Raw genomic sequence first — 24,836 nt, 5'->3', positions numbered from 1 at the left:
TGTTAGCTGTACTTCTTGAAGCCCATGCCCCGCGAGATCTCGCGGAAGCACTGGCGGCACAGCCAGATGTCGTACTTGCCGACGAGTCCCTGTTCGCGACCGCAGCGCTGACAGGACTCGAGCTGGCCAGTCCGCTCACTGGATGCCGTCTCGGAATCGGGCTCTTCTGTGGTTTCACTTTCGCTCATTCGCTCACCTCCACGTCGTAGGTCGACTCGATGAAGGCGACCGCGTCCGCCGGGTTGAGTCGATGCTTCGTCGGAATCGAGCGCGACGCCTTGTCGCGCTTTGCGACGCGGTAGCCGGGGCGGACGAGGTTGACCGTCACGTCCAGCCCGTAGATTCCGATGCTCGGGTCGTACTCCTGGCTCGGGAACTCGGTGTGTTCCTCGACGCCGAAGCTGAAGTTGCCGGTGTCGTCGAACTGACTCGTCGCCAGTTCGGCCAGCGGCAGCGCAGTGTCGAGGAACTCCTCGGCCATCTCGTCGCGAAGGGTGACCTTCGCACCGATGGGGTCGCCCTCGCGGATGTCGAACTCGCCGACGGTCCGCTTGGCCTTCGTTCGCACCGGCGTCTGCCCGGTGATCTCCCCGAGAATGTCCTCCGCGTTAGCGAGGTCGCGGCCACCGTGGCCGATACCCATGTGGACGACGACCTTCTCGACGCGCGGTTCGCGCATCTCGTGGAAGTCGCCGCCGGACTCACTCTCGGAGCTCATTCGTCATCACCCGTGAAGTTCTCGTCGATGACGACGACGTACTCTTCGACCGTCTCGAAGCCTTCACCGTCGTCTTGCGAGACGATCACGTTGTTCTGGGCCGAGCCCGGCGTCACCTGAATCTCCTCGATCTCGCCGACTTCGCCCGCGTGGGCGCCGTCGACGGCGGTGACGAGCGCGCCCTCTTCGTACTCGAAGTGGGCGACGATTTCGCCGTCCTCGTTGCCGACGACGATGGAGTCGCCAGCGTCGTAGGTCTGGTCGTCCTCGACGATGAGCGTCTCGCCGTCGTGGAGACCAAGCTGGACGTCGCCACCGGAGACGTGGGTCTTGGTGACGATCTTCCCGAGCTTGGACTCGGCCGCGTCCGGGTCGATTGCGGTCAGTGCCAGCCGACCGCCTTCGCCGGGGAACACGCGGTAGTACTCCTCGCGCTCGGTGAAGGCCAGGATGTCGAACATCCCGACGGGGCGCTCCTCGTCGGAGACGGCCTTCCCGTTGATGAGGACGTTGTCCTCGTTGAGGGCGTAGCGGGCTTCTTTGCGGTTGTCGGCGTAGCCGAGCACGTCCCGAAGGACGATGAGCAGGGGAACCCCGTCCTCACCGTGCGGGCCGGCACCGGCTTTCACCGTAAACGTCGCGGTCTTGCGCTCTACGGGCCAACTGTTTGGCACCGAGAGTCGCTTCTGGTGGTTACTCATGCGGAATCATCCTCCGATTCGAGACGGGCCTCGCGCTTCTCGTCTTCGAGGTCCAGGTCCGTCACGCGGACGTTCGAGGTATCCAGCGGTCGCGGGACTTCCTCGCCGTCCGTCTTCTCGAGCGTGACGTCTTCGACGTGGATGACGGCCTTGTCGAGATTGACTTCGAGGACTTCGCCTTCCTCGCCGGCGTAGTCGCCACGGAGCACCTCGACGGTGTCACCAGCGTTGACGCGGACGTTGCGCTGGCCGTACTCCTCGCGGAGGTCGGCGCTAAGCGTCGCCCGGACCTGCTTGTGCCGCTCGTGAAGCGGGGCACGTCGTTGACTCTTGCGTTGTTTGTCTGGTTGCTTGCTCATGGTTCTATACGATCATCGTCGCTGCTGATGCCACACTTCCGAATCGCTGTGCGACTTCCCGTGCGATGGGACCTTTCAGCTCGGTCCCGCGCGGGTCCTCGTTCTCGTCGACAATGACGGCCGCGTTGTCTTCGAACTTGACGCGGGTGCCGTCGGGTCGACGGATCGGCTTTCGCTGGCGGACGACGACGGCTTCGAGCACCTGGCGACGCATTTCGGGCGTCCCCTTGGTGACCGAGACCGTGATCTTGTCGCCCAGCCCAGCCTTGGGGTGGCGGTTCTTCGTTCCCGAGTAGCCGTGGACGGAAATGACCTTGAGTTCGCGCGCTCCCGTGTTGTCCGCACACGTGATGAGCGAGCCCTTCTCCAGGCCTTGCGTGACGTCAGCACCGAGTGCTTCCATCAGGCATCACCGTCCTGTTCGTCGGCGACCACGCCGACGACGACGTGGCTTTTCGTTTTCGAGAGCGGTCGACACTCTGCTATCGTGACCGTGTCACCGACCGCGAGGTCGAGACAGTCGGGTGCGTGAGCCGGAACGCGGCTCCGCCGCTTCATGAAGCGGTCGTATTTCGGCACCTTCACGTCGTACTCGCGCTCGACGACAACGGTCTTCTCCATGTCAGTGGAGGCTACCTCGCCGTTCAGTGTCTGTCCGCGCACGGAGAGCTCTCCGTGGAACGGGCAGTTCTGATCGGCACAGGTTTCCTCCGGTTCCTGTACGTTCAGTCCTAGCGCCATAGTGAATCTCCTGTGTTCTCTGTGCGACGAGCGGGACGCGCGACGAGTCGGTCGCCGTCGACCCGGACTCGCTGTCCGTCGATGGCGAACGAAAAGGTCGCGCTGTCCTTCGGCACGTGCCACACCCGGTCGGCCCCCTGGATTGTCAGCATCTGTGTCGTCTCCATGACGACAGTACCGCTGATACCGACGGCGTCCGGATTGGACGCCGCGACGACCTCACAGTCGAGGCCGACGAGTTCGTGTCGTGGGAGCGTCTCGGGTGTCAGTGGCATTATTCGTTCTCCTGCAGGTCGCCTTCTTCGCCCTGAATCGTCTTGATGCGGGCGATGGCCTTCCGCAGCTCCTTGATGCGACCGGGGTTCTCCGGCGCACCACCCGCGGCCTGGACGGCCCGGGCGTTCAGCAGTTCGGTCTTCAGGTCGTCGAGTTCCGCCTCGCGTTCGGCGGGCGTCATGTCCCGAATCTCCTGGACGTGGAGGACGGTCATTCGTCGTCACCCTCCTCGTCGTCGGACGCCTCGTCCGCGTCGTCCATCTCGTCCATCAGCTCTTCGGCTTCCGCCTCGACGTCCTCGTCGAGTTCCTCGTCGACAGCGTCTTCGAGTTCGTCGACGTCGACGTCCTCGACATCGTCGTCAGTCGGGACTTCGACATCTTCCTCGACGATCTCCTCGTCGACGAACTCCTCGTCACCCTCGGAGTCGTCGGCCCCGGCGGCCACGTCCTCGTCGAGTTCCTCGGCCGTCTCGCTGTCTTCGGGCTCGCCTTCGAGGAGTTCCTCGACGGACTCCCCGTCGGTGTCGGCCACGTAGTCCTCGACGTCGACATCCTCGTAGATCTCGAAGTCGTCGGGGAGCTCCGCGTCCGGCGGGATGATCTTGACCCGGACCCCGATGGTACCGAGCTTCATCACGGCGACGCCGACACCGCTGTCGACGATCTCCTCCGCGGGCTCGCCGTTGTGCTTGACGTAGCCGCGGTTGAACTTCTCCACGCGTGAGCGTGCACCCGTGACCTTCCCGGAGAGGACGATCTCTGCGCCGAGCGCGCCCGACTCCATGATGCGGTCGATGGTGGTGTGGCCCGCTTTGCGGAAGTACCAGCCACGCTCGAGGGCGTTGGCCAGTCGGTCCGCGACGATGCGGGCGTTGAGGTCCGGCTCGTCGACTTCCTGCACGTCGACCTGCGGGTCGTCGAGGTTGAACCGGTCCTCGAGTTCCGTCGTGATCTTCCGGATGTTCTTCCCGCCCTTGCCGATGACCATCCCTGGCTTCTCGGCTTTCAGGACTATCTGGGTCCCCATCGGTGTCTTGGCGACGTCCATGCCGCCGTAGCCGGCGCGACCGAGTTCCTCTGCGAAGAACTCGTCGATCTGGGTCCGCTGGAGGCCGTCCTCGATGAACTGTTGTTCGTCGGCCATTATTCTTCGGCCTCCGGTTCTTCGAGGATGAGTTCGACGTCGACCTGCGGGCTGTTCCACGCCGAGGCACGCCCCATCGCGCGGGGCTTGCGACCCTGCTGCTCGCCGACCTTGTGGGCGGCGACGTGCTTGATCGTCATGGCTTCACCGTCGAAGCCCTGGTGGTCGGCGTTGCCGACTGCGTTTTCCAGCAGGTCGAGGAAGGCCTTGCTGGCCTTCTCCGGGTAGCGCCCGGCGTCCCAGCCGTCGACCTTGCTTTTGTGGCCGACGCCCGAGTTGTGCTGTTTGAACGGAACGGGCTGGTCGCCCTCGATAACCGCATCGAGGTAGTCGACAGCCTCGCCGGCCGTCTTGCCCTTGATCTCGCGGGCGATGGCCTTGCTGTGCTTGAAGCTCATCTGCCGCTCCCGGAGCATCGCTTTGGCCGTCGTGTCCGGGTCGGCTTCGACTGAGTAACTGATTCCCATGATTATTTGAGCGGTACGAACTTCGAGGAGCGTGTCGCTCCGATACCGGCCTGACCGTGTTCGACGCTACTCCGTGTGAGCTGGAACTCACCGAGGTAGTGGCCGAGCATCTCGGGCTCGACTTTGACACGCTCGAAGTTCTGGCCGTCGTGGACAGCGAAGGTCAGCCCGACCATCTCCGGGACCACCGGCATATCGCGCAGGTGGGTCCGGATCGGGTCGTTGGCTGTCTCCTCTTCGCCGGCCTCGCGGGCCTTTTCGAGAAGCTTGTGTTTCTCCTCGGTCAGGCCGCGTACGATACTTCGCCGCTGTCGAGCGGGGAGCAGTTCCGCGACTTCCTCGAGCTCCATCTCCTGCAGCTCGTCGAGCGTGTGGCCGCGGAAGGAGAACTCTCCTTCGTGGCCGATTTGGTATTCTGAACTCATTCGTTGCCACCTCGACCAGTCCGCTTCGAGGCGATGTCCCCGACCTTACGGCCAGGCGGGGCGTTCCGCGAAATGGACTTCGGCTTCCCGGGGTGCTGGCGGCCACCGCCACCGAACGGGTGGTCGACGGCGTTCATCGCCACACCACGGACACGCGGGTACTTCGTCCCGCGCGCTTTCATCTTGTGATGCTTGTTGCCAGCCTTCACGAACGGCTTGTCAGTTCGGCCGCCACCGGCGACGACGCCGATGGTGGCGCGACACTGCGGGTCGAGCCGCTTCATCTCCCCGGAGGGGAGCTTGACGACCGCGACGTTGCGGTCGTGGGTGAGCAGCTGGGCGTTGACACCCGACGCACGGGCGAACTTCCCACCGTCACCGGGGCTGGATTCGACGTTGCACACCGGGACCCCCTCTGGGATCTCCGCCAGCGGGAGCGTGTTCCCGGGTGCGATCTCGGCGCTGACGCCGACCTGCAGCTCGTCACCCACCCCGACGCCTTCCGGCGCGAGGATGAGTCGACGGTCGCCGTCTTCGAACTCGACGGCGGCGACCGGAGCCGAGCGGGCAGGGTCGTGCTCGATGTCGACGACCGTGCCGGCGATGACGTCGCCGTCCTCGACCTTGCGGTGCTCCAGATCTGCCTTGTAACGGTGCGACGGAGCGCGGAACGTGGAGGTCCCGCGGCCGCGCCGTTGTCCTTGGATTCGTCGTCCCATCGTTAGAACACCCCAATTCTGGAGGCGACTTCCTGGGCGTCGTCGTCCTCGGAGAGGCGAACGACGGCCTTCTTCTCGCCGTCCATCGTGTTCTGCGTGTTGACCTTGACGACCGTCACGTCGTACTGCTCCTCGACGGCGTCGATGACCTCGCCCTTGGAGGCGCGGTCGTCGACGGCGAACTGGAGCTTGTTCTGGAAGTCCATGTCGTTCATGGCTTTCTCGGTGACGTGCGGGTGCTTGATGACGTCCCAGCTCATCGCTCGGCCACCTCCGCGAGTGCGGATTCGGTGAAGACGGTGAGTCGACCGGGCGCGCCGCCGGGCGCGAGGTCTTCCGTGTTGACCTCGCTGGCGGTCGCCACGTCGGCCCCCGCGAGGTTGCGGGCGGCCGTCGACGGCTCGTCGCTGGTCACGAAGAGGATGGAGGCGGGGCGGCGGTACTTCCGTCCGCGGGCCGACCCCTGTCCAGCCTTGATCTTCGTCTCGTCGGCGCGGTCGATGTCAGCGTAGATATCGAGCGCCTCCAGCAGCGAGACGACTTCCTGCGTCTTGACGAGGTCCTCGAAGTCGTCGGAGACGACGACGGGCACTTCGTCGCGGTCGAACTCGTGGCCGCGGTCGGCGACGAGGTCGGCGTCGGCCGTCGCGGCCAGCGCCGAGCGAACGGCCAGCTGCCGTTCCTTGTCGTTGAGGTCGAGCGAGCGGTCCTTCTCGGCTTTCGGCGGGTGGGCGCGTCGCCCCTTGACCGCCTGCGGGACGCGGCGGGCACGGCCGTCCTGCTTCGGGACGTGTGCCTGCCCGCGGCCGCTACCGAAGGACTCGGCCGGCGTTCGGAGGCCGGCGTACTCGTCGGACCCGTAGTCCTGCTTTCGGTTGGCCTGAGCGGCACGTACAGCCTTACTGATGAGGTCGGACCGAACCGGCGTCTCGAAGACGTCCGGAAGGTCGACCTCGCCGTCTGTGTTGCCGTCCAGGTCGTGGATTGTTGCCTGCATAGGTTATCCCTGGTTCGATTCGTTGGAGACGTAGCGCACCTCGGGGTCGAGGCGCGGCTGGTCGTTCGGACGCACCGCGGGCCGGAAGCGCACCAGGCGCTTGTCCGGACCGGGCACGGAGCCCTTCACGAGCGTGTACGGCCCATCGACCTCGCCGTAGTTGACGAAGCCACCGTCGACGGTCGCGTCGTCGCCGTCGGCGATGTCGATGAGGCGCTTGTTGAGCTCGGTGCGCTGGTGGTAGCCGGTCTGCCCCTGCTGGGGGACCGTCGAGCGCACGCGGGACGGGTTCCATGGACCGAGGTTGCCGATCCGTCGGCGCCATCCCTGGCGGGCGTGCTTGCCTTTCCGCTTTTGGACGCCCCATCGCTTGACGGGACCCTGCGTCCCTTTGCCCTTCGTGACACCGGCCACGTCGGCGTACTCGCCGGCGCGGAAGATGTCGTTCATGGCGTGTTCGCCACCGTCCTCGACGAGGTCGAGGGCGTGGTCGAGGCGGTCCGAAACGGACCCACCGCCGACGCGAGTCTCCATCACGTCGGGCTTTTTCTTCGGGACGCTCGGGACGGCGTCGGGGACGGTGTGCGTAATGAGTCGCACGTCCCCGAGGTCACCGGCCTCGAGTGCGTCGCGTACCTGTTCCTCAGCAGCGTCCGGGTCGTGGTCCTCCGGAACGTCCAGAGTCCGGTCGAGTTCCGAGTGGAACTCGTCGGTCCAGACTTCCGTCAGCGGACGCTGACCGTACGGCGTGTCTTCGTACGCTCGCAGGGCGACGGCGCGCATCGGCGGCGTCTCGATGACTGTCACGGGGACAGTCTCCTCCATCCCCTCGCGGGGGGAGTTGGGTTCGTCGTTGACGAGCACGACGTGTGTCATGCCTGCCTTGTAGCCGGCGAACCCTTGGACGCCCGGCTGCCCGTCGTCAGACGGCCAGCTGTTGAAGCGAGGCGTCTCGCTCGTCGAGCGCTTGCGCGGGCCGAAGCCCAGCGAGCCTTTGCGTGGTCTGCTTGGTTGTGGCATTCGTTTACTCCGTGAGGGTTAGACAGGTGAGGGAGGCGAACAGAGCTTCTTCCGTTCGCACGACCTCACTGCCCTGGTTCGGAACCGTATTCAGCCAGAGGTCGAACCCTTCTGGTTCGTCGCTCGTCTGGTCTCCCCCGACGGCGTCCGGGGCAACGTCGAGTATCGACGGTAACCCGCGCTCGGGTGCCCCGAAGGCGACGGTCATGCCGCCCTCGGCGTCGCGCCGCTCGGCCAGCTGGCCGAGACGGGTCGACGTTACCGGCTCGCCGTATCGCGAGGACGCGATAGTGAGCCCGGCATCGTCGCGCGAGAGTGCCGCATCGAGGTCCGCGGCGACAACGTCGAATCCCGCTGTGGGGGCGTCGACGAGTTTCGCCCGGACCGGCCGTCGCGAAGAGACCCTGACGGTCACGCGCTCCCCCTGTTCCACGTCCATATCCGCTGGGACGGGAAGGGAGATCGGGTGTTGCATGCCGCAATTGACCCGGACGCGCCCATCAGCTCCGACCTCGGTCACGATTCCCTGTCTTAACGACCCCGAACCCTCAGATCCGGAGCCGGTCTGTGAACGCACGCGGAGCGGCGGCAGGACGCCGACGTACTCCAGTTCGTCCCGCTTACCCCACATCTCTTTTCGGAGGTGCGGGGGCGTCGCGGCGTACCGCAGCACGGTTTCGACGAACCCGTCTTCCCACTTGCCCGCCCCGTCAGGGTCGGGGTACACTGTCAGCCGATCAACCCGGTAGACCGCGGCCGCGCGGGCCACGTAACCGAGCTTGCGAGTTGCCTCGCGTCTGTCTTCGGCTTCCCGTGCGAGGGAAGACGGCACGAGTACGCTGGTCGTCATGCCGTGACGCTTCCACGTCGCGCCACTAGACTGTGCCGATATCTCCCCTTCCCGGCCTTAAAAAGACCCCGTTTCGTGCTCGCGATGCGTCGCGTTCACATGGTCCGTCATGCCGGTTCGGAACCGATGCAACCGTTCGCTGGATTGCCGCTTCCGAAAGTCCATGTCCCGTGACGCCATCACATGATCCGGCTCTCAGGCGGGGCGGCTATTGCCCTCACTTCCCATGGTTTTCCCCCGGAAAACGGAAGGCTTTTTACTCTCACCCCCGCCAGATTTGATTGCAACGAGGCGTGATGCGCGCTGGTACTGAGCGACCCATGGTCGCGAGGGTCAGGGCGAAGAAGTGAGCGCTGGTAGTGTAGTTGGTATCACGTGACCTTGCCATGGTCACAACCTGGGTTCAAATCCCAGCCAGCGCATTTCTCTTCATCCAAACTCCCGAGCGGCGCGTTTTATCGCGCCGCGTACTGGATGCTGTGTAATCGCACTGGATTTGAGCCCTGCCAGTCGCAGCGCCCGCAACGAGCGTAGCGAGTGAGGGCGACCGTCTGGCTCCGGTTCAAACACCGACGGACTTCGTCCGTCGAGGCTCGCAATCGCGTCGCGATTGCTCACTCCCAGCCAGCGCATTTCTCTGATTCCAAATCGACAAGCGACGCGTTTCATCGCGTCGCTCGGTAGTATGGCACCGGTGTTGGGTGATCGTCTGAGTAATCGTAGCGTCGGCCGGCGACTGGGGAGTACCATTATTTGTTACCCCATCGACAGTGTGATTGCATGACAGACGAGACGGTCCACGTGTCACAGGAAAAGCGGAGTCGAAGAGGGATTGCGTCGTACTTCCAGCGGTTGGCGAACCGTCTCAGCCGTGGTGAGCCAGCCCCGGCGGATGAGGAACAAACTGTGACGATCACGCCGCCAGCCGAATCCGAGTTCGAGGTCGAGGTTGAGCGCGGAGACGGTACCGTCACCCTCGAAATCGATATGGAATGGGCGGAATCAGATGGCGAGGTCGAGACCGATGTCGTCGCGAGCAAAGCCACGTTCGAGGTGTACGAGGACAACGCCGAGCAGTACCGCTGGCGGCTCGTCCACAACAACGGGAACATCATCGCCGACGGCGGCGAGGGCTACGCCACCAAGCAGAAGGCCAAACAGGGCCTCCAGAGCGTCAAAAACAACGCACCGGGTGCGTACGTCGTCGACGAGTCCAAGGACGAGAACGCGCCCGACGATGACGGCGGCAGCAAAGCGACGTTCGAACTGTTCAAAGACAGCGAGGGGAAAGCGCGCTGGCGGCTCCGCCACGACAACGGGGAGATAATCGCCGACTGCGGGCAGGGCTACGCGTCCAAGCAGAAGGCCAAACAGGGCCTCCAGAGCGTGAAGACGAACGCTCGCGGGGCACCGGTCGAAGAAGGCGAGTAACCGTTCCGAACAGCGGCGGCTTCTTTCGTCCAGTCCGACAGCGGTAGCAGCACGCGAGCACCACAGCGGTTAGGTCGCGGGCGCGCGTGGGAACCGATATGACCTGCATAGGGTTTCTCTCGGTCGCACCGGTCATCGAAGGCAGCATGTCCTCGTACGTCGCCGACGCCGTCGCGGCGCTGGAGGCGTTCGACGTCGAGTACGAGACGACGCCGATGGGGACCGTCATCGAAGCGGAGGACAGCGAGGAACTGTTCGCGGCCACCCACGCCGCTCACGAGGCCGTCGGCGAGCAGGCCGACCGCGTGAGCACGTTCCTGAAAATCGACGACAAGCGGACCGTCGACCAGCAGGCGCGGGACAAGGTCGACGCCGTCGAGGAGCATCTGGGGCGGGCGGCCAGAAGCGACGCGGCCGAAGGCGGAGACTAAAGGGGAGGCTGCCAAAGACGGCGTATGGATAGTCTCAATCGGATGGCCACAGAACTCGTAGACGAGGCCATCGACTTCGCCGACGAGCTCACGATAGACGTACACGCGCTGGAGGGCGATGCCGCGGTGCTGGATTTCGGTGTCGAGGTACCGGGCGCTGTCGAGGCCGGCATGTTGCTCGCGGAGATCCAGACGGCTGGCCTGGCGACGGTCCAGTCGACGATGGACACCGTCGACGGCGCGCCGCTGAACCACGTCGAACTGTCGACGGACCACCCGGCGCTTGCCCTGCTGTGTTCGCAGAAGGGCGGCTGGGAGTTGGCGGTCGACGACTTCGAAGCGCTGGGTAGCGGGCCCGCACGCGCGCTCGTCGCTGAGGAGGAGGCCTTCCAGCGCATCGGCTACCGCGAGGACGCCGACTTCGCCGTGCTGGCCCTGGAGACCGACGAACTGCCGGACGAAGCCGTCGCCAGCCAGATCGCCGAGCGCACCGGCGTTCCCGAGACGGGCGTGTTCCTGCCATCCTTTGCGACGGCGAGTGTCACCGGTAGCGTCGTCGCCGCGGCACGAGCCGCCGAACTGGCCGTCTTCAGACTGGCCGAACTCGGCTTCGACCCGGTGTCGGTGCTGTCGGCCAGCGGCCGCGCGCCGGTCGCGCCGGTCGCCGGGGACGAGGCCACGGCGATGGCCCGGACGACGGACGCGCTCGCCTACGGCAGCGAGGTCCACCTTACCGTCGACGAGTCCTTCGACCGCTTCGACGAGGTCCCGTCCGTCGCGGCCGAAGGGTACGGCGAGCCGCTGGAAGGCGTCTTCGAGGACGTGGACTGGGACTTCGCGGAACTCCCCGTCGAACTGTTCGGCCCCGCCGCGGTCACCATCGACGTCGTCGGTGGCGACACGCACGTGGTGGGTGAGACGAGCGAGGACGTGCTGGCCGAGAGCTTCGGCCTCTGACTGTGCGCTACAAGGTCGCGCCGCCGGCCCGCTCGCGCTCGTTTCTCCGGACCGCCCGCGAGGCGATTCCGCTCGTCCCCGACAGCGAGGCCGACTGCTGTCGAGCTATTCAGACGGCGACCGACGTGTCCGACCGCGAAACGGCCCGTAACTACCTCGTGTTCCTGCAGGCGCTGGGACTGGTCGCCGAGAGCGACCGCGGGTACTACCGGACGCGGACCAACCACGACCGGGCGGCCCTCGCAACAGCGTTCGAGAAATCAGTCTTCGGCGTCGACGTGCTCCTCGCCACGCTCGATTCGGAGCCGGTAGACACCGACGCCGCGTTCGACGCGCTCCGGGACGAGATACCTCGCTGGGAGCGTGAACGTCACACCGACTGGGAAGCCGTCTGGCGAGCGCGTGTCACGAACCTGCTGGAGTGGGCCGCGACGTTCGGCCTCGCAGAGAAAACAGCTGATGGCTACCGGCAGACCACCGGAGACGGGACGGACCGGTGAAACGGCGGACCGCTACTCCGCCAAGTCGATATCAGTGACGGTGCCCACGCCCTTGGAACTCCCCTCGCGGAAGACGAACTTCTGGCCCTCCTCGACGAGGTAGGAGCGGAACTTGAACCGGACCCGGGCCGTGCCGGCGTCGCCCGGGAGCAACTGCCCGCCCTCCGGGTGGAACGCGGCGGCCTCGCTGACCGTTTCGAGGTGGACCACGGGTTCGTAGCCGTCACCGATGCGGGTCGGATGGTTCAACACCATGACCTCGGCCTCGAACTCACGGACCGGCGACGGGTCGGCGTCGGCCGGGAGCAGGACCATCCCGCGCTCGATGTCCTGCTCGCGGACGCCTTTCAGCGCGATACCGACGATGCGGCCGGCCTTGGCCTCGTCGACCCGGTGGTAGTGCATCTCGATAGACCGGACCTCGACCTCGCGGAAGCTCCCGTCCTGCATCGGTCCCAGCAGGAGTTCGTCGCCGGCTTCGACCTCGCCAGACTTGATAGTGCCCGATGCGACCGCACCGACCCCCTGGACGTTGTACGTCCGGTCGACGTACATGCGGAAGTCGCCCACCTCGCCGGCGGTCTTGGGCAGCGCCTCGAACATCTCGTCTAAGTCGTCCAGCCCCGCCTTGGTGACGGCGCTGGTGGTTACGACGGGGACGACGGTCTCGGAGATCTCGTCGATGGCCGTGTCGACGCCGTGGCGCTCGACCCGGAGCGGCGTCTTGTCGACCTCCCGCAGTGCCTGCTCGACGTCGCGTTCGACCTCGGCGACGCGCTCCTCGTCGACCAGATCGGTCTTGGTAATGGCGACAATCGTCGGGAGGTCCGTCGCCAGCAGGATACCGAGGTGCTCCCGCGTCGTCTCGGTCACGCCGTCGTCGGCCGCGACCGTCAGTAGTCCGTAGTCGAGTTTCTGCCCGACGAGGCCGCGAATCGTCGTCCGGAGCCACGGCTCGTGTCCGACGGTGTCGACGAAGGAGACGAGCCGGTCAGATGCTTCGACGACCCGCGCTCGGTCGTCCTTCCGATGCGGGTTGTCCATACGGATCGGCTCACCCTCTTCGTCGAAGCCGTAGACGCCGTAGGAGAGGTCCGCGGATAGCCCCCGTTCGACCTCGTGAGGCTGGACATCCAGAAAGCCACGGGTCCCACCCTCGCCGTCGTCGGCGTCGCCGGTGACCAGCGACCCCACGAGCGTGGATTTGCCGTGGTCGACGTGGCCGGCGGTTCCCACGACAATGTGGTCATCATCAGCGAGGACCGATCCCTCCGAGACCGTCGCGACGCCCACGATACCGTCTTTCGCCGCCGATCCGTTCTCGGATACGCCGTCGACGCCCCACGTTTTCACCTCCTCGATGTGTGCGCCAGCCTCCTCGGCCAGCAGGCTCAGTACGTCCATCGACTCGGAGAACTCCGCCGGAGAGATGCCGGCGAGACCGCCATCGTCGGTCACACCGACGACGTACGTCGCCTCCCCGTCCCCGGAGAGTACGCGATGGCGGAGTTGTGCTGCGAGGGATTCGAGTCGCCCCTCGGACAGGTGGAGCTCTTCGGTGAGCCGTTCTTTGAACTCGACGCTGCCGCCCTCCCGCTCGCCGCGGTCAAGCGCGCGCCGGAGGACAGCCCGGTCGGGGCTCATATCCCCTCGTTACCGTGGGGCAGACATAAGCCTTCCCCGGATTTACGGCTCCAGAGGGCTCCTGAATCCGGTGGCTGAGTGTGTCTCTCACAGTAGTACTCGGACGGATATTTATACGTGAAGGCGCAGCCAGACCGGCTCGTGGACTGAACTGCCACGCGGAGTTTGCGATTGTGTGGCGCCGCTCCGCGTGCCAACTCGGTCATGGCGCCGCCTGTTTGCCACTCCGCTCAGCGACTGGTCTGAACGTCGGTCACACGACTGTCAGTCCCGGTACGGTGCGACCGCTTCGAGAAAGCCGTCGCCGTAGGTCGCGTCGGTCACCCGGTCGGCCCGTTCCAGTGCCGTCTCGTCGGCGTTAGCGACGGCCACGGCCTCTCCAGCCAGATCGAACATCTGGGCGTCGTTCACCGAGTCGCCGACCGCCAGAAACGCTTCCGGCTCCAGACCCAGTTCCGCACACACCGCTTCGAGACCAGTTCCCTTGTCGACCACCGGGTCCGTCACGTGGTAGGCGAAGCCAGTGTCGAGGACGACAAGCCCCTGCTCGGCGGCCAGTTCCTCCAGTGGTTCGAGCGGCTGGTCGAGCGACACGACGAGCTCGGTCTCGCGCCACCGGTTCGCCAGGTCGATCTGTCCGAAGCCGAGGTCGTGACCTAGGTCCCGATATGCCTCGCCGACCGCCAGCGCCGCCTCGTGGTCGCCTTCCAGTCTGAGTTCGTCGGTCGCTTCGACGAACACCACGCCGCCGTTCTCGGCAACGACCGTCCGTTCGATACCCAGGAACTCACACAGCGCAATCGGGAACGGCATCGCCTTGCCAGTCGCGATGACGACGCGTGCGGGCCACTCACGGAGGACCGGCATGACGCGGGGGTCCAGTGCCCGGCTCTCGTCTGTCAGTGTCCCGTCGATGTCGACGATAAGGGGCGGCGTGTCGCTGTCCATACATCCGGGTTCGGAGCGGCGGATATGTGGATTGCGGTCAGTCGTCGGTCAGCGTCTCGTAGGCCGCTTGCACCTGCTTGAACTCCGCCTCGCTCCCGCTGTCGGTGTCGGGATGGACTTCCTTGACCTTCTCCCGGTAGGCGCGCTTGATCGTACGCTGGTCAGCATCCGGATCGAGGCCTAGCTGCCTGTAGGCCTCCGCCGGAGTCGGTCCCGATGACTGAACGCGCTGTCGGCGCTGCCGGCTGTCCGTTGTCTGGCGGCGCTGTTGGCCCGATGCTCGTCGGCGGCGCCGTTGGCCGCCCTGGGTCGCTCGCGAGCGACGCGCTCGGCGACCGTCCCGCGGCGGTTCCCACTCCTCCCGCGGACCGGCCCCGAACCCACCCCGACGAGCGCTCCCCGTGTTCTGTGCGGCCTGTCGCTCCACACGCTCGTAGAGGCTCGCGGCCATCTTCCCGCTGAGATGGTAGTACATGAAATACGTCGACGCGCCGAACATGAGCGCCAGAAAGAGCACCGCGGGATTGATCAAGAGCCCCACCGCTGTCAGGACGACTGTCAGGCCTCCGAACACCACTGCGATTCCCTTGGTGAGCCCGTCGTACTGCACGTACACGTCTTCGGTCCACAGGCCTGTAAGCGTCCCGCCTCTCACTCCCGACTCGTCCGTGTATCGGGCCCGATAGCGGGCGATCTCACCGGGGCTAGAACGGCGCACCGACACACTGAATCGACACCGCACGGACTGATAGACAAGTTCTGCCAAAACCGCACCATGACAGTACGTCTGACACGGCCTTACTCCCTCCCTACAGACTGTTAGTGAGCGTGTATTGCCGCCCCTGAACCCCCGCTGGTTTCCACTGGATATTTCGCTCACGTCTGGTGGTTCACGGGGCGGGGTTTTCACTTTCACCTCGGTCTGGACAGTATTAAGGAGAATCGACGGCATCTATTCCGTTGTACGCGACTATCGTTTCACGCGTCACCAGCACAGTTCGTCGAGCACCGTAGCCGCGACTCCGGGAACCGCTACGGCCGCCGCCGAATCGCAGACAAGAAGGATTAAACGCTATCGATGAATACGTATTCGCCGCCAGAAATGACAGGATCACGGGTAGCTACGACGAGGGGTATCGACCGACAGACGGCCGCTGTCGGGAGGAGGAGCGGGCGATGAGTAACAGCGACCTTTCCGCCGACGAGATCACGCTCCCGATCAAACGTACCGAGGGTGACACTATCGAAGAGCGACTCACAGGCAACGCCTACCACAACATTCTCCCGGCTCGCTACCTCCGGAAGGATGCCAACGGCGACCTCATCGAGGAGCCCGAAGACCTCTTCGACCGCGTTGCGAAGAACATCGCGCTCGCCGAGGCCGTTTTCGAGGCCGACAAGCAGGGTGTCGACGTACACGTCTCGCCCGACCAGCTAAAGCCCGACCACCCGCGCCGCGACGAACTCGCCGATGAAGTGTTCGGCAAGGGAACGTCCGTCGACGACGATGTCGAGACCGAACTCTCTGTCTACAACGTCAACAAATTCGCCTACGAGACGGTCGTGCCGGAACTGCCAGAGGGCGTCCGCGAACACGTCGAATCGACCGCCGACGCCTTCCAGGAGCAGATGGAGCAGCTTTCGTTCATGCCGAACTCGCCGACACTGATGAACGCCGGCGACGAGCTCCAGCAGCTCTCGGCCTGTTTCGTCGACTCGCCCGGCGACGACATCGACGACATCCACCAGACCGCAAAGGAGGCTGCACAGGTCTTCCAGTCCGGCGGCGGCATGGGCTATGCGTTCTGGAAACTCCGCCCGTACGGCGACCCCGTCGGCTCGACCGGCGGTATCGCCTCCGGTCCCATCACGTTCATGCGAACGTACGACCAGATGTGCGAGACCATCGCCCAGGGTGGTGCCCGCCGCGGGGCCCAGATGGGCGTCATGCGCGTCTCCCATCCGGATGTCATCCAGTTCATCCACGCAAAGAACAAGGACGTCTCGCTGGCCGAGACGCTGCGCCTGAACGACCCGGACGACTTCACGCACAACTCCTTCGCCGAAGCGCTGGAGGAGGCCCGGGAACTCATCGACGACGACGGCAAGGTGCCAAAGCACCTTCGCAACGCCGTCGAGGGCCACCTGTCGAACTTCAACATCTCCGTCGGCGTCACCGACGACTTCATGGAGGCGCTGAAGGCCGGTGAGGAGTTCACCTTCACGAACCCGCGAACCGGCGAGGCCCACATCGTCACCGAGGAGACGAAGGAACTGTACGACATGTTCGGCCTCGGCGAGCACGTTGAGGTCGGCGAGGAACTCTCGATTCCGGCCGAGGAACTCTGGGACGATATCGTCGAGGGCGCACACGAGAACGGCGAGCCCGGCGTCATCTACCTCGAACGGGTGAACAAGCAGCACTCCTTCGACGTCGAGGAACACCCCGACCACGAGATTCTCGCCACGAACCCGTGTGGCGAACAGCCCCTCGAGGAGTACGAGGCCTGCAACCTCGGGCACATCAACCTCTCGACGCTGGCCGCCACGGACGCGCCGGACTGGCGCGTCTGGTCGGAGGCCCACGCCGACGAGTACGACTCGACCGAGGCGGCCATCGACGCGTTCCTCGAAGAAGCGATCGACTGGGACGAGTTCGACCGACGCATCGAGCTCGGTACCCGCTTCCTCGAAAACGTCGTCACGATGTCGGACTTCCCGGTCGAGAAGATCGAAGAGAAGGTCCGTGAGATGCGCAAGATCGGCCTCGGTATCATGGGGCTGGCCCAGCTGTACATCCAACTGGGCGTCGCCTACGGCACCGACGAGGCCAACGAGATCGCCCGGCAGACGATGCGGCACATCAACCACGGGTCCAAGGCCGCGAGCCACGAACTCGCCGAGGAACGGGGCGTCTTCACCGAGTGGGAGAACTCCAAGTACGCGAACCCGACCGAGTACCCCGACTGGTTCGAGAAGCAGACCGGCGAGGACGCCGAGGACTGGGAAGACGGCTACCCAATCCGGAACCACAACACGACGACTATCGCGCCCACCGGCACCACGTCGATGATCGGCAACACGACGGGTGGGTGTGAGCCGATCTACAACGTCGCCTACTACAAGAACGTCTCCGACGACGTGCAGGGCGACGAGATGCTCGTGGAGTTCGACGACTACTTCCTCCGCGCGCTGGAGGACAACGACATCGACGTCGACGCCGTCAAGCAGGAGGCCCAGGAGCAGATGGCCAACAACGAGTTCGACGGCGTGGACGGGCTCACGACCGTTCCGGACGCTATCGGAGAGCTATTCGTCACCACGGGCGACCTGTCGGCCCAGCAACACGCCGGCATTCAGGTGGCCTGCCAGGAAGGCGTGGACTCCGCCATCTCGAAGACGGTCAACGCGCCAAACGACTCGACCGTCGACGATGCCGCCGAAGTGTTCGAGTACATCTACGACCACGGCGGCAAGGGCGTCACCTACTACCGCGACGGCACCCGCAGCAAGCAGGTGCTGACGACGCGCGCCCAGAACACCGAGTTCTCCGATATGGACGCCGACGAGATCGTCGCCCAGATCGAGGAGGTCTTCGGCGGTATCGAAGGGTTCCTCGAAGACGACGCCGTCCAGGCTGCCATCGACGACTCCATCGAACAGGTGCTCGGCGTCGCCGACGGGGACGCCGAGTACGCCGAGAAGCAGACCCGGCCGGACGTGCTCCACGGTGTGACCCAGCGCATCGACACCGGCTACGGGAAGCTCTACGTCAACATCAACGAGGACCCCGAGGCCGACCGGCCGTTCGAACTGTTCGCCAACATCGGCAACTCCGGTGGCTTCACCGCCTCCTTCACCGAGGCGCTGGCGAAGACTATCTCGACGGCGCTGCGCTCGGGCGTCGACCCCGAGGAGATCGCCGACGAACTCCAGGGCATCCGGTCGCCGAAGGTCGCCTGGGACAAGGGCGAGCAGATCCAGTCCATCCCGGACGCCATCGGTACGGCCCTGCGTCGCTACCTCGACGGCGACGTCGACAAGGCCTACCCCGACCAGACCACGCTTGAGGAGACCGCCGAGAAAGCTGAAGGTGCGACCGAACGAGAGGCCGAGGCCAACACGAAGACCCAGACCGACGGCGGCGCGGCAGCCGCATCCGACGCGAACGACGACCAGCAGGACATCATCGACGCCGGCGAGAGTCCGGAGTGTCCTGACTGTGGCTCGCTGTCGCTGTACTACTCGGAGGGGTGCAAGACCTGCGAGTCCTGTGGCTGGTCCGAGTGCTGAACGCCCTAGCCTGAAACGCGGACAAGGATTTCGCCGCAACTGAGACCTTTCGTTTTTCCTTCGTGCTGTACCGCCGTGTGTTGCTACCGGAACTCCGTGACGTTGTACACGCCGGCTATCGTCGTTTCCTCGACAATCGCCGTGATTTCCGCGCCCTCCTCGGCCGCCGAGTCCGCGACGAGTGTCACTGGCTCGATGGGCTGGCGGCGGAGAAAGGCTGCTATCCGTTCAAGCCACGACGGCTTCCCGCCCTTGCGGCAGACGATGACGTAGCGTGAGTCCGCAAGCGACGCCATCTCGGGCTCGAAGTCGTAGTCCTCGTGCTCGGCCGGTTCCACGACGTGGATGACCTCGCCCGCGATCGTCTCGTCCATATCTGCGATAGGGACCAGAGCGGTATGTGCCGCTCGCTTCTATGGCAGGTGCCACTACCACAAGATGTGTGCAAACAGCGGTCAGTACAGTTCGACCGGAAGACCATCGACAGTCTCGAAATCGGTATCGTTCGTCACAACCGGTTCGTTGTGGACGAGCCCGGTCGCTGCAACAATCGCGTCGCCGGGGCCGAGCGTTGGCTTCGAGTCGCTCGTGAGGTGCTCCCCTTCGAGGACGCCCGCCCGGCGAGCAATGTTCTCGTCGAGCGGAACGACCGGTTTGTTGGCGACCAGTGCGTCGTACGCACGGGCGTTTTCGTTCGGGTCCCCGCCAGCACCGACACTGACGTACAGTTCCTGAATGACGACTGTCGGAATGCGGGTCGGCACCCCGTCGGCTTCGAGTTCCGCCGCCCGTTCGACTGCCCCAGGCTCCTCGGCCTGCAACGAGATGAGAAACTCCGTGTCGAGAATCATTCAGTGTCGAGTCCCAGCCGTTCGAGCCGGTCCTGTCGATCCGCCGTCGCCTGCTCGTTGGCCTGGTCGAGCAATGCACGGTGGTGGTCGGCGTCGTCGGCCGAGTAGCCGCCCGCGAAATCCAGCAGCGAGTACTCGCTCGTGAGCCGGTCAATAGCCTCGGAAAACGTCTCTCCCTCCCGCTTGTGAGCTTTGATTCGCTCGTAGACGTCTTCATCGAGCCGAACAGATTTTGTCCCCATGTGTATACGTTCGTATACAGCTCGCTTGAATCTTTTCCTGAACGCCGTCTCACAGACGACGCCCAAATGATCGGTACATCACTGCTGTTCTGCGAACAACAAGCCCGTCTATACGATTGGTTCCGGTCCAATGTGAGGGAACCGCATGGCTACGAGTACTGCTTGGAGACCCAGCCCGAAGCACCGCTGGGATAGGAATCGGTCTCCTCCTCAGGCTGCACCTCGCCGCGCTGGTCGACCATCCGGACGACAACGGTGTGGCCGCCGGACGGCGGGTCGTAGGTGTGTTCCCACTGTCGCCAGGCGTCCTCTGCGGGGCCGTCACCGCTGGCGGCTGGCAGTTGGTCCGAGAGCGTTGCGTCCGCCCACGTCTCGCCGCCGTCAGTGGAGACTTCGACGCGCTGGACGCCGTGCAGGCCGGCGTAGGCGTGGCCGCCGATGCGCCGGCGGCCGTCGGAAAGCATCGATTCGTGGTGGAGTTTGGCGACTGGATTGACGGGGCCGGTCCCCTGCCAGCCGCGTTTCTCCCAGTAGCCGTCGGCTTCCTCGTCGAGCACTTCGATCTCAGAGAGCCACTTGACGTTGACCTCGCCCCAGTGGCCGGGAACCAGCGCCCGGACGGGGTAGCCGTGACCGCGCGGGAGGACCTTCCCGTTCATGCCGTAGGCGAGCATCCCGCCCCGTAGCGCGTCGATGGGGAACTCCTCGTAGTAGTCGTCCGCGGCCCGGAGCATGACACATTCACAGCCGCTCTGAATGCCAGCCTCGTCGAGGAGAGTATCGACGGGAACGCCGGTCCACAGCGCCGTGTCGGTCTTGTAGCCGTTGAGACTCTCGCCGACACAACGGAGCGTGACGAACCGGTTTTCGGCGTCCATCTCCAAGATGTCCTCGTAGGTGAGTGTGACCTCCTCCTCGACAGCGCCGGTGATCGACAGCGACCAGTCCGCGGTCGAGAGCTCCGGGTCGATGGAGTTGATATCGACCTCGTAGAAGCTCTCGCTGACCAGCGGATCGATGTCGTCGAAGCCGAGGGAGGCGTCCGCTGCGACAGCGAGCTTTTCGTCGACGTCGTCGAGATCAGCCCCCGGTGCATTGAGTGCGGGCGCATCGTCACCCGTCGCGGCGACCGTCCGTTGGTTGCCAACTGCGTAGCCGACCGTCGCCGCGCCGACGGCCGCGCCGACCGTCGAGAGCGCTCGCCGCCGTTTCGAGGAAATAGGGGACGTCGGACCATCGAGTCCGTCAAGTGCCTGTGCGAGTCCGACGACGGCGGCGGCGGGAACCGCCGGGCCGGCGGCGAGGACGACTTCACCGGTGAGAACGACCGCGACGGCCCAGGTCACGACAGCCGTCCCGACGACCGGAAGGGCGCGGTTGTTCGCCAGTTGCCCGGTGAGGATGGCTGCTCTGGCTGCCAGCGCGATGAACAGCCCCGCAATGACGATAGCGAGCAGGAGGTTGAGCTGCTGGCCGAGGCTGCCGAGCGTCGAGATAGCTGTCGAGACCACGACGCCGGGCATCGACCGCGCGAGCGTCCGCTCAATCGGCGAGGCGACGAACGTTGGGGCGTAGCCGGTCACTGCGTATGAGCCGGCCAGGCCCGCGACGGCCGCAGCCACGCTGACAAGCAACCGACCGCCGGGCGAGTCGAGAATGTCGTCAGTCATGCTCGGATTGAATGGCTACCCAGCAAAAGGGATTGTTCCAATTTCGTCCGGATTCCGTTCCGAAACTCCGGAAGACACAAGCGAACGGCGATGTTCTACGGAACCATGGACGAGCAGCCCGGCGGTCGGCCCTGCCCGCTCTGTGAACGGGCAATGTACCACCGCCACTGCAAGTACGTCTGTCCGGAGCACGGCGTCGTGTATGACTGCGCTGACACGTTCTACTGACGATACGCTCGCTGGTTTAATATCCGAGAACAACTAGATAGGTGGTATGAGTGGTCACGGGGACGAGATTTCGGTGCTGCATGTCGACGATGACCCCGATCTTGGCGATCTCGTTGCGGTCCACCTGGAGCAAACACACGGCGATATCTCCGTCTGTACCGAGCAAAGCGCGACCGATGGGTTAGACCGGTTGTCCGAGCACGCGTTCGACTGTGTCGTCAGCGATCACGACATGTCGGGTATGGACGGGCTCGAATTTCTGAAGGTCGTCCGCGAGGAGTACGCGGAGCTACCGTTTATCCTCTTTACGGGCAAGGGAAACGAGGAGATCGCGAGTGACGCCATCTCTGCCGGTGTCACCGAATACCTCCAGAAAGGGGTCGGGACGGACCAGTACACCGTGCTTGCCAACCGTATCGAGCGGGCTGTGGAGGAGCGGCGGGCAAAGACCGCGCTCGAAGAGTCAGAGCGGATGCTGTCGACGCTCATCTCGAACCTGCCGGGGATGGTGTATCGCGCACGGAACGAATCCGACTGGCCGATGCAGTTCGTCAGCGACGGCGCAGCGGAGCTCGTGGGCTACAGTTCGGAGGCGTTCGAGCGCGGCGACGTGTCCTGGGGGACGCTAATCAAAGATTCGGAGAAAGAGCGCCTCTGGGAGACGGTCCAGACCTGTATCGCGGCCGGCGAGCCGTTCGAAGTCTCCTACCAGATCGAGACGGCCGACGGGGAAACCCGCTGGATGTGGGAGCGCGGGCGTGTCGTCGGCACTGACGACGACGGCGTCGAGATCCTCGAAGGGTTCATCACCGACGTAACCGCACGCGAGGAGCGCGAACGGGAACTCGCGAACCAACGCGCGTTCACGGAGAAGCTCATCGACTCTATCGACGATGTGTTCTATGTGGTCGGTGCCGACGGCAGCCTGATCCGGTGGAACGACACCGTCTCGTCAGTGACCGGCTACACCAACGAGAAATTGGCGTCAATCGGTATCGAGGAGCTCATCGTGGATGCAGACCACGAGAAATTATGGAGCGTATTCGAGGAAACCATAGAGACCGGGTACGGCACCGTCGAGGCCGGAATCGAGACGGCTGACGGCGAGCGCCTCCAATACGAGTTCAGAGGGTCGCGCATCGAAGACGGGCGTGGCGACCTGTTCGGGATCGCCGGCATCGGCCGGGACATCACCGAACGGAAACGCCGAGAGCGGGAGCTCAGGGAGTACCGCACGCTGGTCGAGAACGTCGGGGACCCGATGTACGTCCTCGATACCGACGGGAGGATAGAGATGGTAAACGAGGCGATGGCCGCTCATCTCGGGTACGACCGCTCGGAGATCATCGGCTCGGAGCCGGGCCGGTTCATGCCTGAATCGGATGTCGAGCGAGGGACAGCACTCATCCGAGACCTGCTTGACGACGACGAGCGGACGTGGGCGGCCTACGAGATGCGGACGATATCCGCCGACGGGACGGTCCGAATCAACGAGGACAGGATCGCACCGCTGTTCGACGAGGACGGTGCCTTCGACGGCTCGGTCGGCGTGATGCGCGAGACAACGGAGCGCAAGCAACGCGAGCGGGAACTCGAACGCTACGAGACGATCATCGAGGCCGTCGGCGACCCGGTGTACACGCTCGACGACGAGGGCGTGTTCACCTACGTGAACGAAGCGATAGAGCGGCTGGCGGGGTTCGAACCGGACGAGCTCATCGGCGAACACATCTCCACGATCATGGCGGGCGAGGACATCAACCGCGGCAGCGAGCTCATCCGGACCATGCTGTCTGATCCGACCCTGCGGAACATGACCTTCGAGACGGATATCGTCGACGAGGCCGGGGACCACACGCCTATCGAGATCCATATCGCCCTGCTGCCGGCAGCGGACGGGGAGTTCAACGGCACAGCGGGCGTCATCCGCGATATCAGCGAGCGGAAAGACAGGGAACGACAGCTCTCGGAGTTCGCGTCCGTCGTCAGCCACGACCTCCGGAACCCGCTGAACGTGGTCAAAGGGCGGATATCGGTCGCCCGGACGTCGGGCGACGTATCGCACCTCGAGGCGGCGGAGTCCGCGGCCGACCGGATGGACGAACTCATCAACGACCTGCTGACACTCGCCAGGCAGGGCGATACGGTCGGCGAAACGGCGATGGTGGACATCGCCGCCCTCGCAGGCCAGGCCTGGGTCGATGTCGAAACCGGCGATGCCACGCTCGAAAAGCTCGGGACGGCGACGATCGAAGCCGACGCGGCACGGCTCCGAGCGGTGTTCGAGAACCTGTTTTGCAACGCTGTGAAACACGGGCGTCGCGCGGACGGCGCCCCGATCACCGTCTCCGTCGGCACGACTGACACCGGGTTTTACGTCGCCGACGACGGCGTCGGAATCCCGCCCGAAGAGCGAACTGACGTGTTCGAGCGCGGCTACACCACGAGCGACGCGGGGACCGGGTTCGGGCTGGCTATCGTCGCCGAGGTCGCACAGGCCCACGGCTGGTCAGTGTCGGTGACGGAGAGCGAGAGCGGCGGCGCGCGGTTCGAGTTCACGACGAGTTCGGCGCGCTGACGTGCCGGTAGGCCGGGCCGGCGAGCACCAGCACGGCCAGCGCCGCGGAGAACAGCAGGACGTGCGGGAGCGCGTCGATAGTGAGGCCAGTGAGCGTCAGCGACCGCAACGACGCGCCCGCGGCGACCTCGACGGCGACCCACGGAATCTCGCCGAGAAACGTCCCGACGGCAAAGGAGCGTGGCGAGACGCGGGCGAACCCGGCCCCGTAGGAGACGGGGTCCGCAGGAACCGGTGAGAGCCGCGCCGCGAGGACGCCACGCGTCTCGCCGGTCACCTCGATGATCCGCCGGCCGGAGTCCCCGAGCCAGCCGAACATCCCGCCTTGCTCGCCGGCCCGCAAGGCGAACCGGTAGGGGATGAGGCAGGTGACGAGCGCGCCCATCAGCGCGACCGGGAAGCCGTACTTGATGCCGAGCGTGAACCCGACGAACGCGGACAGCGGCATCGTCGGCCACGCGAAAAAGGGCCGGACCAGATACAGCCCGACGATGACGCCGGCGAGGTAGACGGGATGGTCGGCGAGATGCATGGTCTGGGCCACCACCCGCTCGGGTGTGAGCAGCGTCGTCGCAACGGCGACGACTACCACCAGCCCGGCGGTCCCGACCAGCTGTCGCTTCGCGAGGCGGTCCATCTACCCA

At 65.0% G+C, this 24,836-nt stretch carries 31 protein-coding genes and 1 tRNA gene; 8 read left to right on the top strand and 24 right to left on the bottom strand.

The features are described 5' to 3' along the window. Positions 1–2 precede the first annotated feature (2 nt). From ACY9XZ_RS18035 to ACY9XZ_RS17960, 16 genes are read right to left on the bottom strand one after another with little or no spacing between them, the layout of a single operon-like run. On the bottom strand, positions 3–188 hold the full coding sequence (locus ACY9XZ_RS18035; protein WP_424328578.1) for a 30S ribosomal protein S14: 186 nt from the start codon (positions 186–188) through the stop codon (positions 3–5). Then, positions 185–718 (bottom strand): 50S ribosomal protein L5, encoded by a 534-nt coding sequence (locus ACY9XZ_RS18030; protein ID WP_312620137.1) that lies wholly within the window; start codon positions 716–718, stop codon positions 185–187. Before ACY9XZ_RS18030 ends, ACY9XZ_RS18035 begins: the two co-directional genes overlap by 4 nt. Further along, a complete protein-coding gene (locus tag ACY9XZ_RS18025; RefSeq protein ID WP_463458394.1) occupies positions 715–1,419 on the bottom strand; it encodes a 30S ribosomal protein S4e in 705 nt (234 codons plus the stop codon). The genes ACY9XZ_RS18030 and ACY9XZ_RS18025 overlap by 4 nt, the downstream gene beginning before the upstream one ends. After that, positions 1,416–1,778, bottom strand: a complete 363-nt coding sequence (rplX, locus tag ACY9XZ_RS18020; RefSeq protein WP_463458393.1) for a 50S ribosomal protein L24 — start codon at positions 1,776–1,778, stop codon at positions 1,416–1,418. The genes ACY9XZ_RS18025 and rplX overlap by 4 nt, the downstream gene beginning before the upstream one ends. Positions 1,779–1,782: 4 nt before the next feature. Then, positions 1,783–2,181, bottom strand: coding sequence for a 50S ribosomal protein L14 (locus ACY9XZ_RS18015; protein ID WP_004516961.1), 399 nt, complete (start codon positions 2,179–2,181; stop codon positions 1,783–1,785). Then, positions 2,181–2,519: a 30S ribosomal protein S17 gene (locus ACY9XZ_RS18010; RefSeq protein ID WP_004591559.1), complete on the bottom strand. Its 339-nt coding sequence runs from the start codon at positions 2,517–2,519 to the stop codon at positions 2,181–2,183. Before ACY9XZ_RS18010 ends, ACY9XZ_RS18015 begins: the two co-directional genes overlap by 1 nt. Further along, positions 2,510–2,794, bottom strand: a complete 285-nt coding sequence (locus tag ACY9XZ_RS18005; RefSeq protein ID WP_463458392.1) for a ribonuclease P protein component 1 — start codon at positions 2,792–2,794, stop codon at positions 2,510–2,512. Before ACY9XZ_RS18005 ends, ACY9XZ_RS18010 begins: the two co-directional genes overlap by 10 nt. Next, positions 2,794–3,009 (bottom strand): 50S ribosomal protein L29, encoded by a 216-nt coding sequence (gene rpmC, locus ACY9XZ_RS18000; RefSeq protein ID WP_004516964.1) that lies wholly within the window; start codon positions 3,007–3,009, stop codon positions 2,794–2,796. The genes ACY9XZ_RS18005 and rpmC overlap by 1 nt, the downstream gene beginning before the upstream one ends. Next, positions 3,006–3,941, bottom strand: coding sequence for a 30S ribosomal protein S3 (locus tag ACY9XZ_RS17995; protein WP_463458391.1), 936 nt, complete (start codon positions 3,939–3,941; stop codon positions 3,006–3,008). The genes rpmC and ACY9XZ_RS17995 overlap by 4 nt, the downstream gene beginning before the upstream one ends. Further along, positions 3,941–4,408 carry a 50S ribosomal protein L22 gene (locus tag ACY9XZ_RS17990; RefSeq protein ID WP_463458390.1) on the bottom strand — a complete coding sequence of 156 codons (468 nt, stop codon included), beginning with the start codon at positions 4,406–4,408 and terminating at the stop codon, positions 3,941–3,943. Before ACY9XZ_RS17990 ends, ACY9XZ_RS17995 begins: the two co-directional genes overlap by 1 nt. A 2-nt stretch (positions 4,409–4,410) precedes the next feature. Then, entirely contained in the window at positions 4,411–4,833 is a 423-nt protein-coding gene (locus tag ACY9XZ_RS17985) for a 30S ribosomal protein S19 (protein ID WP_004516967.1), read from the bottom strand. Then, a complete protein-coding gene (locus tag ACY9XZ_RS17980) occupies positions 4,830–5,552 on the bottom strand; it encodes a 50S ribosomal protein L2 (protein WP_137684365.1) in 723 nt (240 codons plus the stop codon). Before ACY9XZ_RS17980 ends, ACY9XZ_RS17985 begins: the two co-directional genes overlap by 4 nt. A 2-nt stretch (positions 5,553–5,554) precedes the next feature. Further along, positions 5,555–5,812: a 50S ribosomal protein L23 gene (locus ACY9XZ_RS17975; protein WP_004516969.1), complete on the bottom strand. Its 258-nt coding sequence runs from the start codon at positions 5,810–5,812 to the stop codon at positions 5,555–5,557. Beyond that, positions 5,809–6,549 (bottom strand): 50S ribosomal protein L4, encoded by a 741-nt coding sequence (gene rpl4p, locus ACY9XZ_RS17970; RefSeq protein WP_463458389.1) that lies wholly within the window; start codon positions 6,547–6,549, stop codon positions 5,809–5,811. The genes ACY9XZ_RS17975 and rpl4p overlap by 4 nt, the downstream gene beginning before the upstream one ends. A 3-nt stretch (positions 6,550–6,552) precedes the next feature. After that, complete coding sequence (gene rpl3p, locus ACY9XZ_RS17965; protein WP_310895578.1) at positions 6,553–7,569, bottom strand: 50S ribosomal protein L3; 1,017 nt, start codon at positions 7,567–7,569, stop codon at positions 6,553–6,555. A gap of 4 nt (positions 7,570–7,573) precedes the next feature. Continuing rightward, positions 7,574–8,419, bottom strand: coding sequence for a putative RNA uridine N3 methyltransferase (locus ACY9XZ_RS17960; RefSeq protein ID WP_463458388.1), 846 nt, complete (start codon positions 8,417–8,419; stop codon positions 7,574–7,576). 350 nt (positions 8,420–8,769) lie between these two features. Between ACY9XZ_RS17960 and ACY9XZ_RS17955 the strand changes: the two genes are divergently transcribed. The 5 genes from ACY9XZ_RS17955 (at position 8,770) to ACY9XZ_RS17935 (ending at position 11,738) form a co-directional block, all read left to right on the top strand. Next, positions 8,770–8,841, top strand: a tRNA-Gly gene (locus ACY9XZ_RS17955). Positions 8,842–9,199: 358 nt separating this feature from the next. Further along, positions 9,200–9,850, top strand: a complete 651-nt coding sequence (locus ACY9XZ_RS17950) for an HVO_2922 family protein (protein ID WP_463458387.1) — start codon at positions 9,200–9,202, stop codon at positions 9,848–9,850. A gap of 98 nt (positions 9,851–9,948) precedes the next feature. Beyond that, the gene (locus ACY9XZ_RS17945) at positions 9,949–10,281 is read left to right on the top strand and encodes an MTH1187 family thiamine-binding protein (RefSeq protein ID WP_463458386.1); all 333 of its coding nucleotides are present in this window, start codon (positions 9,949–9,951) and stop codon (positions 10,279–10,281) included. Positions 10,282–10,305: 24 nt separating this feature from the next. Then, a complete protein-coding gene (mch, locus tag ACY9XZ_RS17940) occupies positions 10,306–11,238 on the top strand; it encodes a methenyltetrahydromethanopterin cyclohydrolase (RefSeq protein WP_463458385.1) in 933 nt (310 codons plus the stop codon). 2 nt (positions 11,239–11,240) lie between these two features. Further along, a complete protein-coding gene (locus ACY9XZ_RS17935; RefSeq protein WP_463458384.1) occupies positions 11,241–11,738 on the top strand; it encodes a hypothetical protein in 498 nt (165 codons plus the stop codon). 12 nt (positions 11,739–11,750) lie between these two features. Here the strand turns inward: ACY9XZ_RS17935 and ACY9XZ_RS17930 are convergent, their stop codons facing one another. From ACY9XZ_RS17930 to ACY9XZ_RS17920, 3 genes are all read right to left on the bottom strand, one after another. Then, entirely contained in the window at positions 11,751–13,382 is a 1,632-nt protein-coding gene (locus tag ACY9XZ_RS17930; RefSeq protein WP_463458383.1) for a GTPBP1 family GTP-binding protein, read from the bottom strand. Positions 13,383–13,646: 264 nt separating this feature from the next. Further along, positions 13,647–14,330 (bottom strand): phosphoglycolate phosphatase, encoded by a 684-nt coding sequence (locus ACY9XZ_RS17925; RefSeq protein WP_463458382.1) that lies wholly within the window; start codon positions 14,328–14,330, stop codon positions 13,647–13,649. A gap of 37 nt (positions 14,331–14,367) precedes the next feature. After that, positions 14,368–14,940 carry a J domain-containing protein gene (locus tag ACY9XZ_RS17920; protein ID WP_463458648.1) on the bottom strand — a complete coding sequence of 191 codons (573 nt, stop codon included), beginning with the start codon at positions 14,938–14,940 and terminating at the stop codon, positions 14,368–14,370. Positions 14,941–15,506: 566 nt separating this feature from the next. Here ACY9XZ_RS17920 and ACY9XZ_RS17915 point away from each other — a divergent pair. Further along, positions 15,507–18,623 (top strand): adenosylcobalamin-dependent ribonucleoside-diphosphate reductase, encoded by a 3,117-nt coding sequence (locus tag ACY9XZ_RS17915; RefSeq protein ID WP_463458381.1) that lies wholly within the window; start codon positions 15,507–15,509, stop codon positions 18,621–18,623. 83 nt (positions 18,624–18,706) lie between these two features. Here ACY9XZ_RS17915 and ACY9XZ_RS17910 read toward each other — a convergent pair whose 3' ends face one another. From ACY9XZ_RS17910 to ACY9XZ_RS17895, 4 genes are all read right to left on the bottom strand, one after another. After that, positions 18,707–18,997: a DUF7526 family protein gene (locus ACY9XZ_RS17910; RefSeq protein WP_463458380.1), complete on the bottom strand. Its 291-nt coding sequence runs from the start codon at positions 18,995–18,997 to the stop codon at positions 18,707–18,709. An 81-nt stretch (positions 18,998–19,078) separates the two neighbouring features. Beyond that, the gene (locus tag ACY9XZ_RS17905) at positions 19,079–19,474 is read right to left on the bottom strand and encodes a PIN domain-containing protein (RefSeq protein WP_463458379.1); all 396 of its coding nucleotides are present in this window, start codon (positions 19,472–19,474) and stop codon (positions 19,079–19,081) included. Then, complete coding sequence (locus tag ACY9XZ_RS17900; protein ID WP_463458378.1) at positions 19,471–19,716, bottom strand: antitoxin VapB family protein; 246 nt, start codon at positions 19,714–19,716, stop codon at positions 19,471–19,473. Before ACY9XZ_RS17900 ends, ACY9XZ_RS17905 begins: the two co-directional genes overlap by 4 nt. A gap of 149 nt (positions 19,717–19,865) precedes the next feature. Beyond that, positions 19,866–21,386 (bottom strand): sulfite oxidase, encoded by a 1,521-nt coding sequence (locus ACY9XZ_RS17895; RefSeq protein ID WP_463458377.1) that lies wholly within the window; start codon positions 21,384–21,386, stop codon positions 19,866–19,868. A 105-nt stretch (positions 21,387–21,491) separates the two neighbouring features. On the opposite strand from ACY9XZ_RS17895, the gene ACY9XZ_RS17890 reads away from it, so the two are divergent. Then, the gene (locus ACY9XZ_RS17890; protein WP_004591539.1) at positions 21,492–21,614 is read left to right on the top strand and encodes an HVO_2523 family zinc finger protein; all 123 of its coding nucleotides are present in this window, start codon (positions 21,492–21,494) and stop codon (positions 21,612–21,614) included. Positions 21,615–21,660: 46 nt separating this feature from the next. Continuing rightward, complete coding sequence (locus tag ACY9XZ_RS17885; protein WP_463458376.1) at positions 21,661–24,192, top strand: PAS domain S-box protein; 2,532 nt, start codon at positions 21,661–21,663, stop codon at positions 24,190–24,192. Here ACY9XZ_RS17885 and ACY9XZ_RS17880 read toward each other — a convergent pair. Then, the gene (locus ACY9XZ_RS17880; RefSeq protein WP_463458375.1) at positions 24,170–24,829 is read right to left on the bottom strand and encodes a TVP38/TMEM64 family protein; all 660 of its coding nucleotides are present in this window, start codon (positions 24,827–24,829) and stop codon (positions 24,170–24,172) included. The two genes, ACY9XZ_RS17885 and ACY9XZ_RS17880, sit on opposite strands and share 23 nt — an antisense overlap. Between the last annotated feature and the right edge of the window lie 7 nt (positions 24,830–24,836).

The organism is Haloarcula sp. HT12, from assembly GCF_055271655.1.
Note: the sequence above shows the minus strand (reverse complement) of the source record. Positions and strands in the feature narration are given on the sequence as shown.

Excerpts from the sequence above, each read along its gene's own strand:
- ACY9XZ_RS18035 (WP_424328578.1), bottom strand. The coding sequence starts at position 188 with ATGAGCGAAAGTGAAACCACAGAAGAGCCCGATTCCGAGACGGCATCC.
- ACY9XZ_RS18030 (WP_312620137.1), bottom strand. The coding sequence starts at position 718 with ATGAGCTCCGAGAGTGAGTCCGGCGGCGACTTCCACGAGATGCGCGAA.
- ACY9XZ_RS18025 (WP_463458394.1), bottom strand. The coding sequence starts at position 1,419 with ATGAGTAACCACCAGAAGCGACTCTCGGTGCCAAACAGTTGGCCCGTA.
- rplX (WP_463458393.1), bottom strand. The coding sequence starts at position 1,778 with ATGAGCAAGCAACCAGACAAACAACGCAAGAGTCAACGACGTGCCCCG.
- ACY9XZ_RS18015 (WP_004516961.1), bottom strand. The coding sequence starts at position 2,181 with ATGGAAGCACTCGGTGCTGACGTCACGCAAGGCCTGGAGAAGGGCTCG.
- ACY9XZ_RS18010 (WP_004591559.1), bottom strand. The coding sequence starts at position 2,519 with ATGGCGCTAGGACTGAACGTACAGGAACCGGAGGAAACCTGTGCCGAT.
- ACY9XZ_RS18005 (WP_463458392.1), bottom strand. The coding sequence starts at position 2,794 with ATGCCACTGACACCCGAGACGCTCCCACGACACGAACTCGTCGGCCTC.
- rpmC (WP_004516964.1), bottom strand. The coding sequence starts at position 3,009 with ATGACCGTCCTCCACGTCCAGGAGATTCGGGACATGACGCCCGCCGAA.
- ACY9XZ_RS17995 (WP_463458391.1), bottom strand. The coding sequence starts at position 3,941 with ATGGCCGACGAACAACAGTTCATCGAGGACGGCCTCCAGCGGACCCAG.
- ACY9XZ_RS17990 (WP_463458390.1), bottom strand. The coding sequence starts at position 4,408 with ATGGGAATCAGTTACTCAGTCGAAGCCGACCCGGACACGACGGCCAAA.
- ACY9XZ_RS17985 (WP_004516967.1), bottom strand. The coding sequence starts at position 4,833 with ATGAGTTCAGAATACCAAATCGGCCACGAAGGAGAGTTCTCCTTCCGC.
- ACY9XZ_RS17980 (WP_137684365.1), bottom strand. The coding sequence starts at position 5,552 with ATGGGACGACGAATCCAAGGACAACGGCGCGGCCGCGGGACCTCCACG.
- ACY9XZ_RS17975 (WP_004516969.1), bottom strand. The coding sequence starts at position 5,812 with ATGAGCTGGGACGTCATCAAGCACCCGCACGTCACCGAGAAAGCCATG.
- rpl4p (WP_463458389.1), bottom strand. The coding sequence starts at position 6,549 with ATGCAGGCAACAATCCACGACCTGGACGGCAACACAGACGGCGAGGTC.
- rpl3p (WP_310895578.1), bottom strand. The coding sequence starts at position 7,569 with ATGCCACAACCAAGCAGACCACGCAAAGGCTCGCTGGGCTTCGGCCCG.
- ACY9XZ_RS17960 (WP_463458388.1), bottom strand. The coding sequence starts at position 8,419 with ATGACGACCAGCGTACTCGTGCCGTCTTCCCTCGCACGGGAAGCCGAA.
- ACY9XZ_RS17950 (WP_463458387.1), top strand. The coding sequence starts at position 9,200 with ATGACAGACGAGACGGTCCACGTGTCACAGGAAAAGCGGAGTCGAAGA.
- ACY9XZ_RS17945 (WP_463458386.1), top strand. The coding sequence starts at position 9,949 with ATGACCTGCATAGGGTTTCTCTCGGTCGCACCGGTCATCGAAGGCAGC.
- mch (WP_463458385.1), top strand. The coding sequence starts at position 10,306 with ATGGATAGTCTCAATCGGATGGCCACAGAACTCGTAGACGAGGCCATC.
- ACY9XZ_RS17930 (WP_463458383.1), bottom strand. The coding sequence starts at position 13,382 with ATGAGCCCCGACCGGGCTGTCCTCCGGCGCGCGCTTGACCGCGGCGAG.
- ACY9XZ_RS17925 (WP_463458382.1), bottom strand. The coding sequence starts at position 14,330 with ATGGACAGCGACACGCCGCCCCTTATCGTCGACATCGACGGGACACTG.
- ACY9XZ_RS17915 (WP_463458381.1), top strand. The coding sequence starts at position 15,507 with ATGAGTAACAGCGACCTTTCCGCCGACGAGATCACGCTCCCGATCAAA.
- ACY9XZ_RS17910 (WP_463458380.1), bottom strand. The coding sequence starts at position 18,997 with ATGGACGAGACGATCGCGGGCGAGGTCATCCACGTCGTGGAACCGGCC.
- ACY9XZ_RS17905 (WP_463458379.1), bottom strand. The coding sequence starts at position 19,474 with ATGATTCTCGACACGGAGTTTCTCATCTCGTTGCAGGCCGAGGAGCCT.
- ACY9XZ_RS17900 (WP_463458378.1), bottom strand. The coding sequence starts at position 19,716 with ATGGGGACAAAATCTGTTCGGCTCGATGAAGACGTCTACGAGCGAATC.
- ACY9XZ_RS17895 (WP_463458377.1), bottom strand. The coding sequence starts at position 21,386 with ATGACTGACGACATTCTCGACTCGCCCGGCGGTCGGTTGCTTGTCAGC.
- ACY9XZ_RS17890 (WP_004591539.1), top strand. The coding sequence starts at position 21,492 with ATGGACGAGCAGCCCGGCGGTCGGCCCTGCCCGCTCTGTGAACGGGCA.
- ACY9XZ_RS17885 (WP_463458376.1), top strand. The coding sequence starts at position 21,661 with ATGAGTGGTCACGGGGACGAGATTTCGGTGCTGCATGTCGACGATGAC.
- ACY9XZ_RS17880 (WP_463458375.1), bottom strand. The coding sequence starts at position 24,829 with ATGGACCGCCTCGCGAAGCGACAGCTGGTCGGGACCGCCGGGCTGGTG.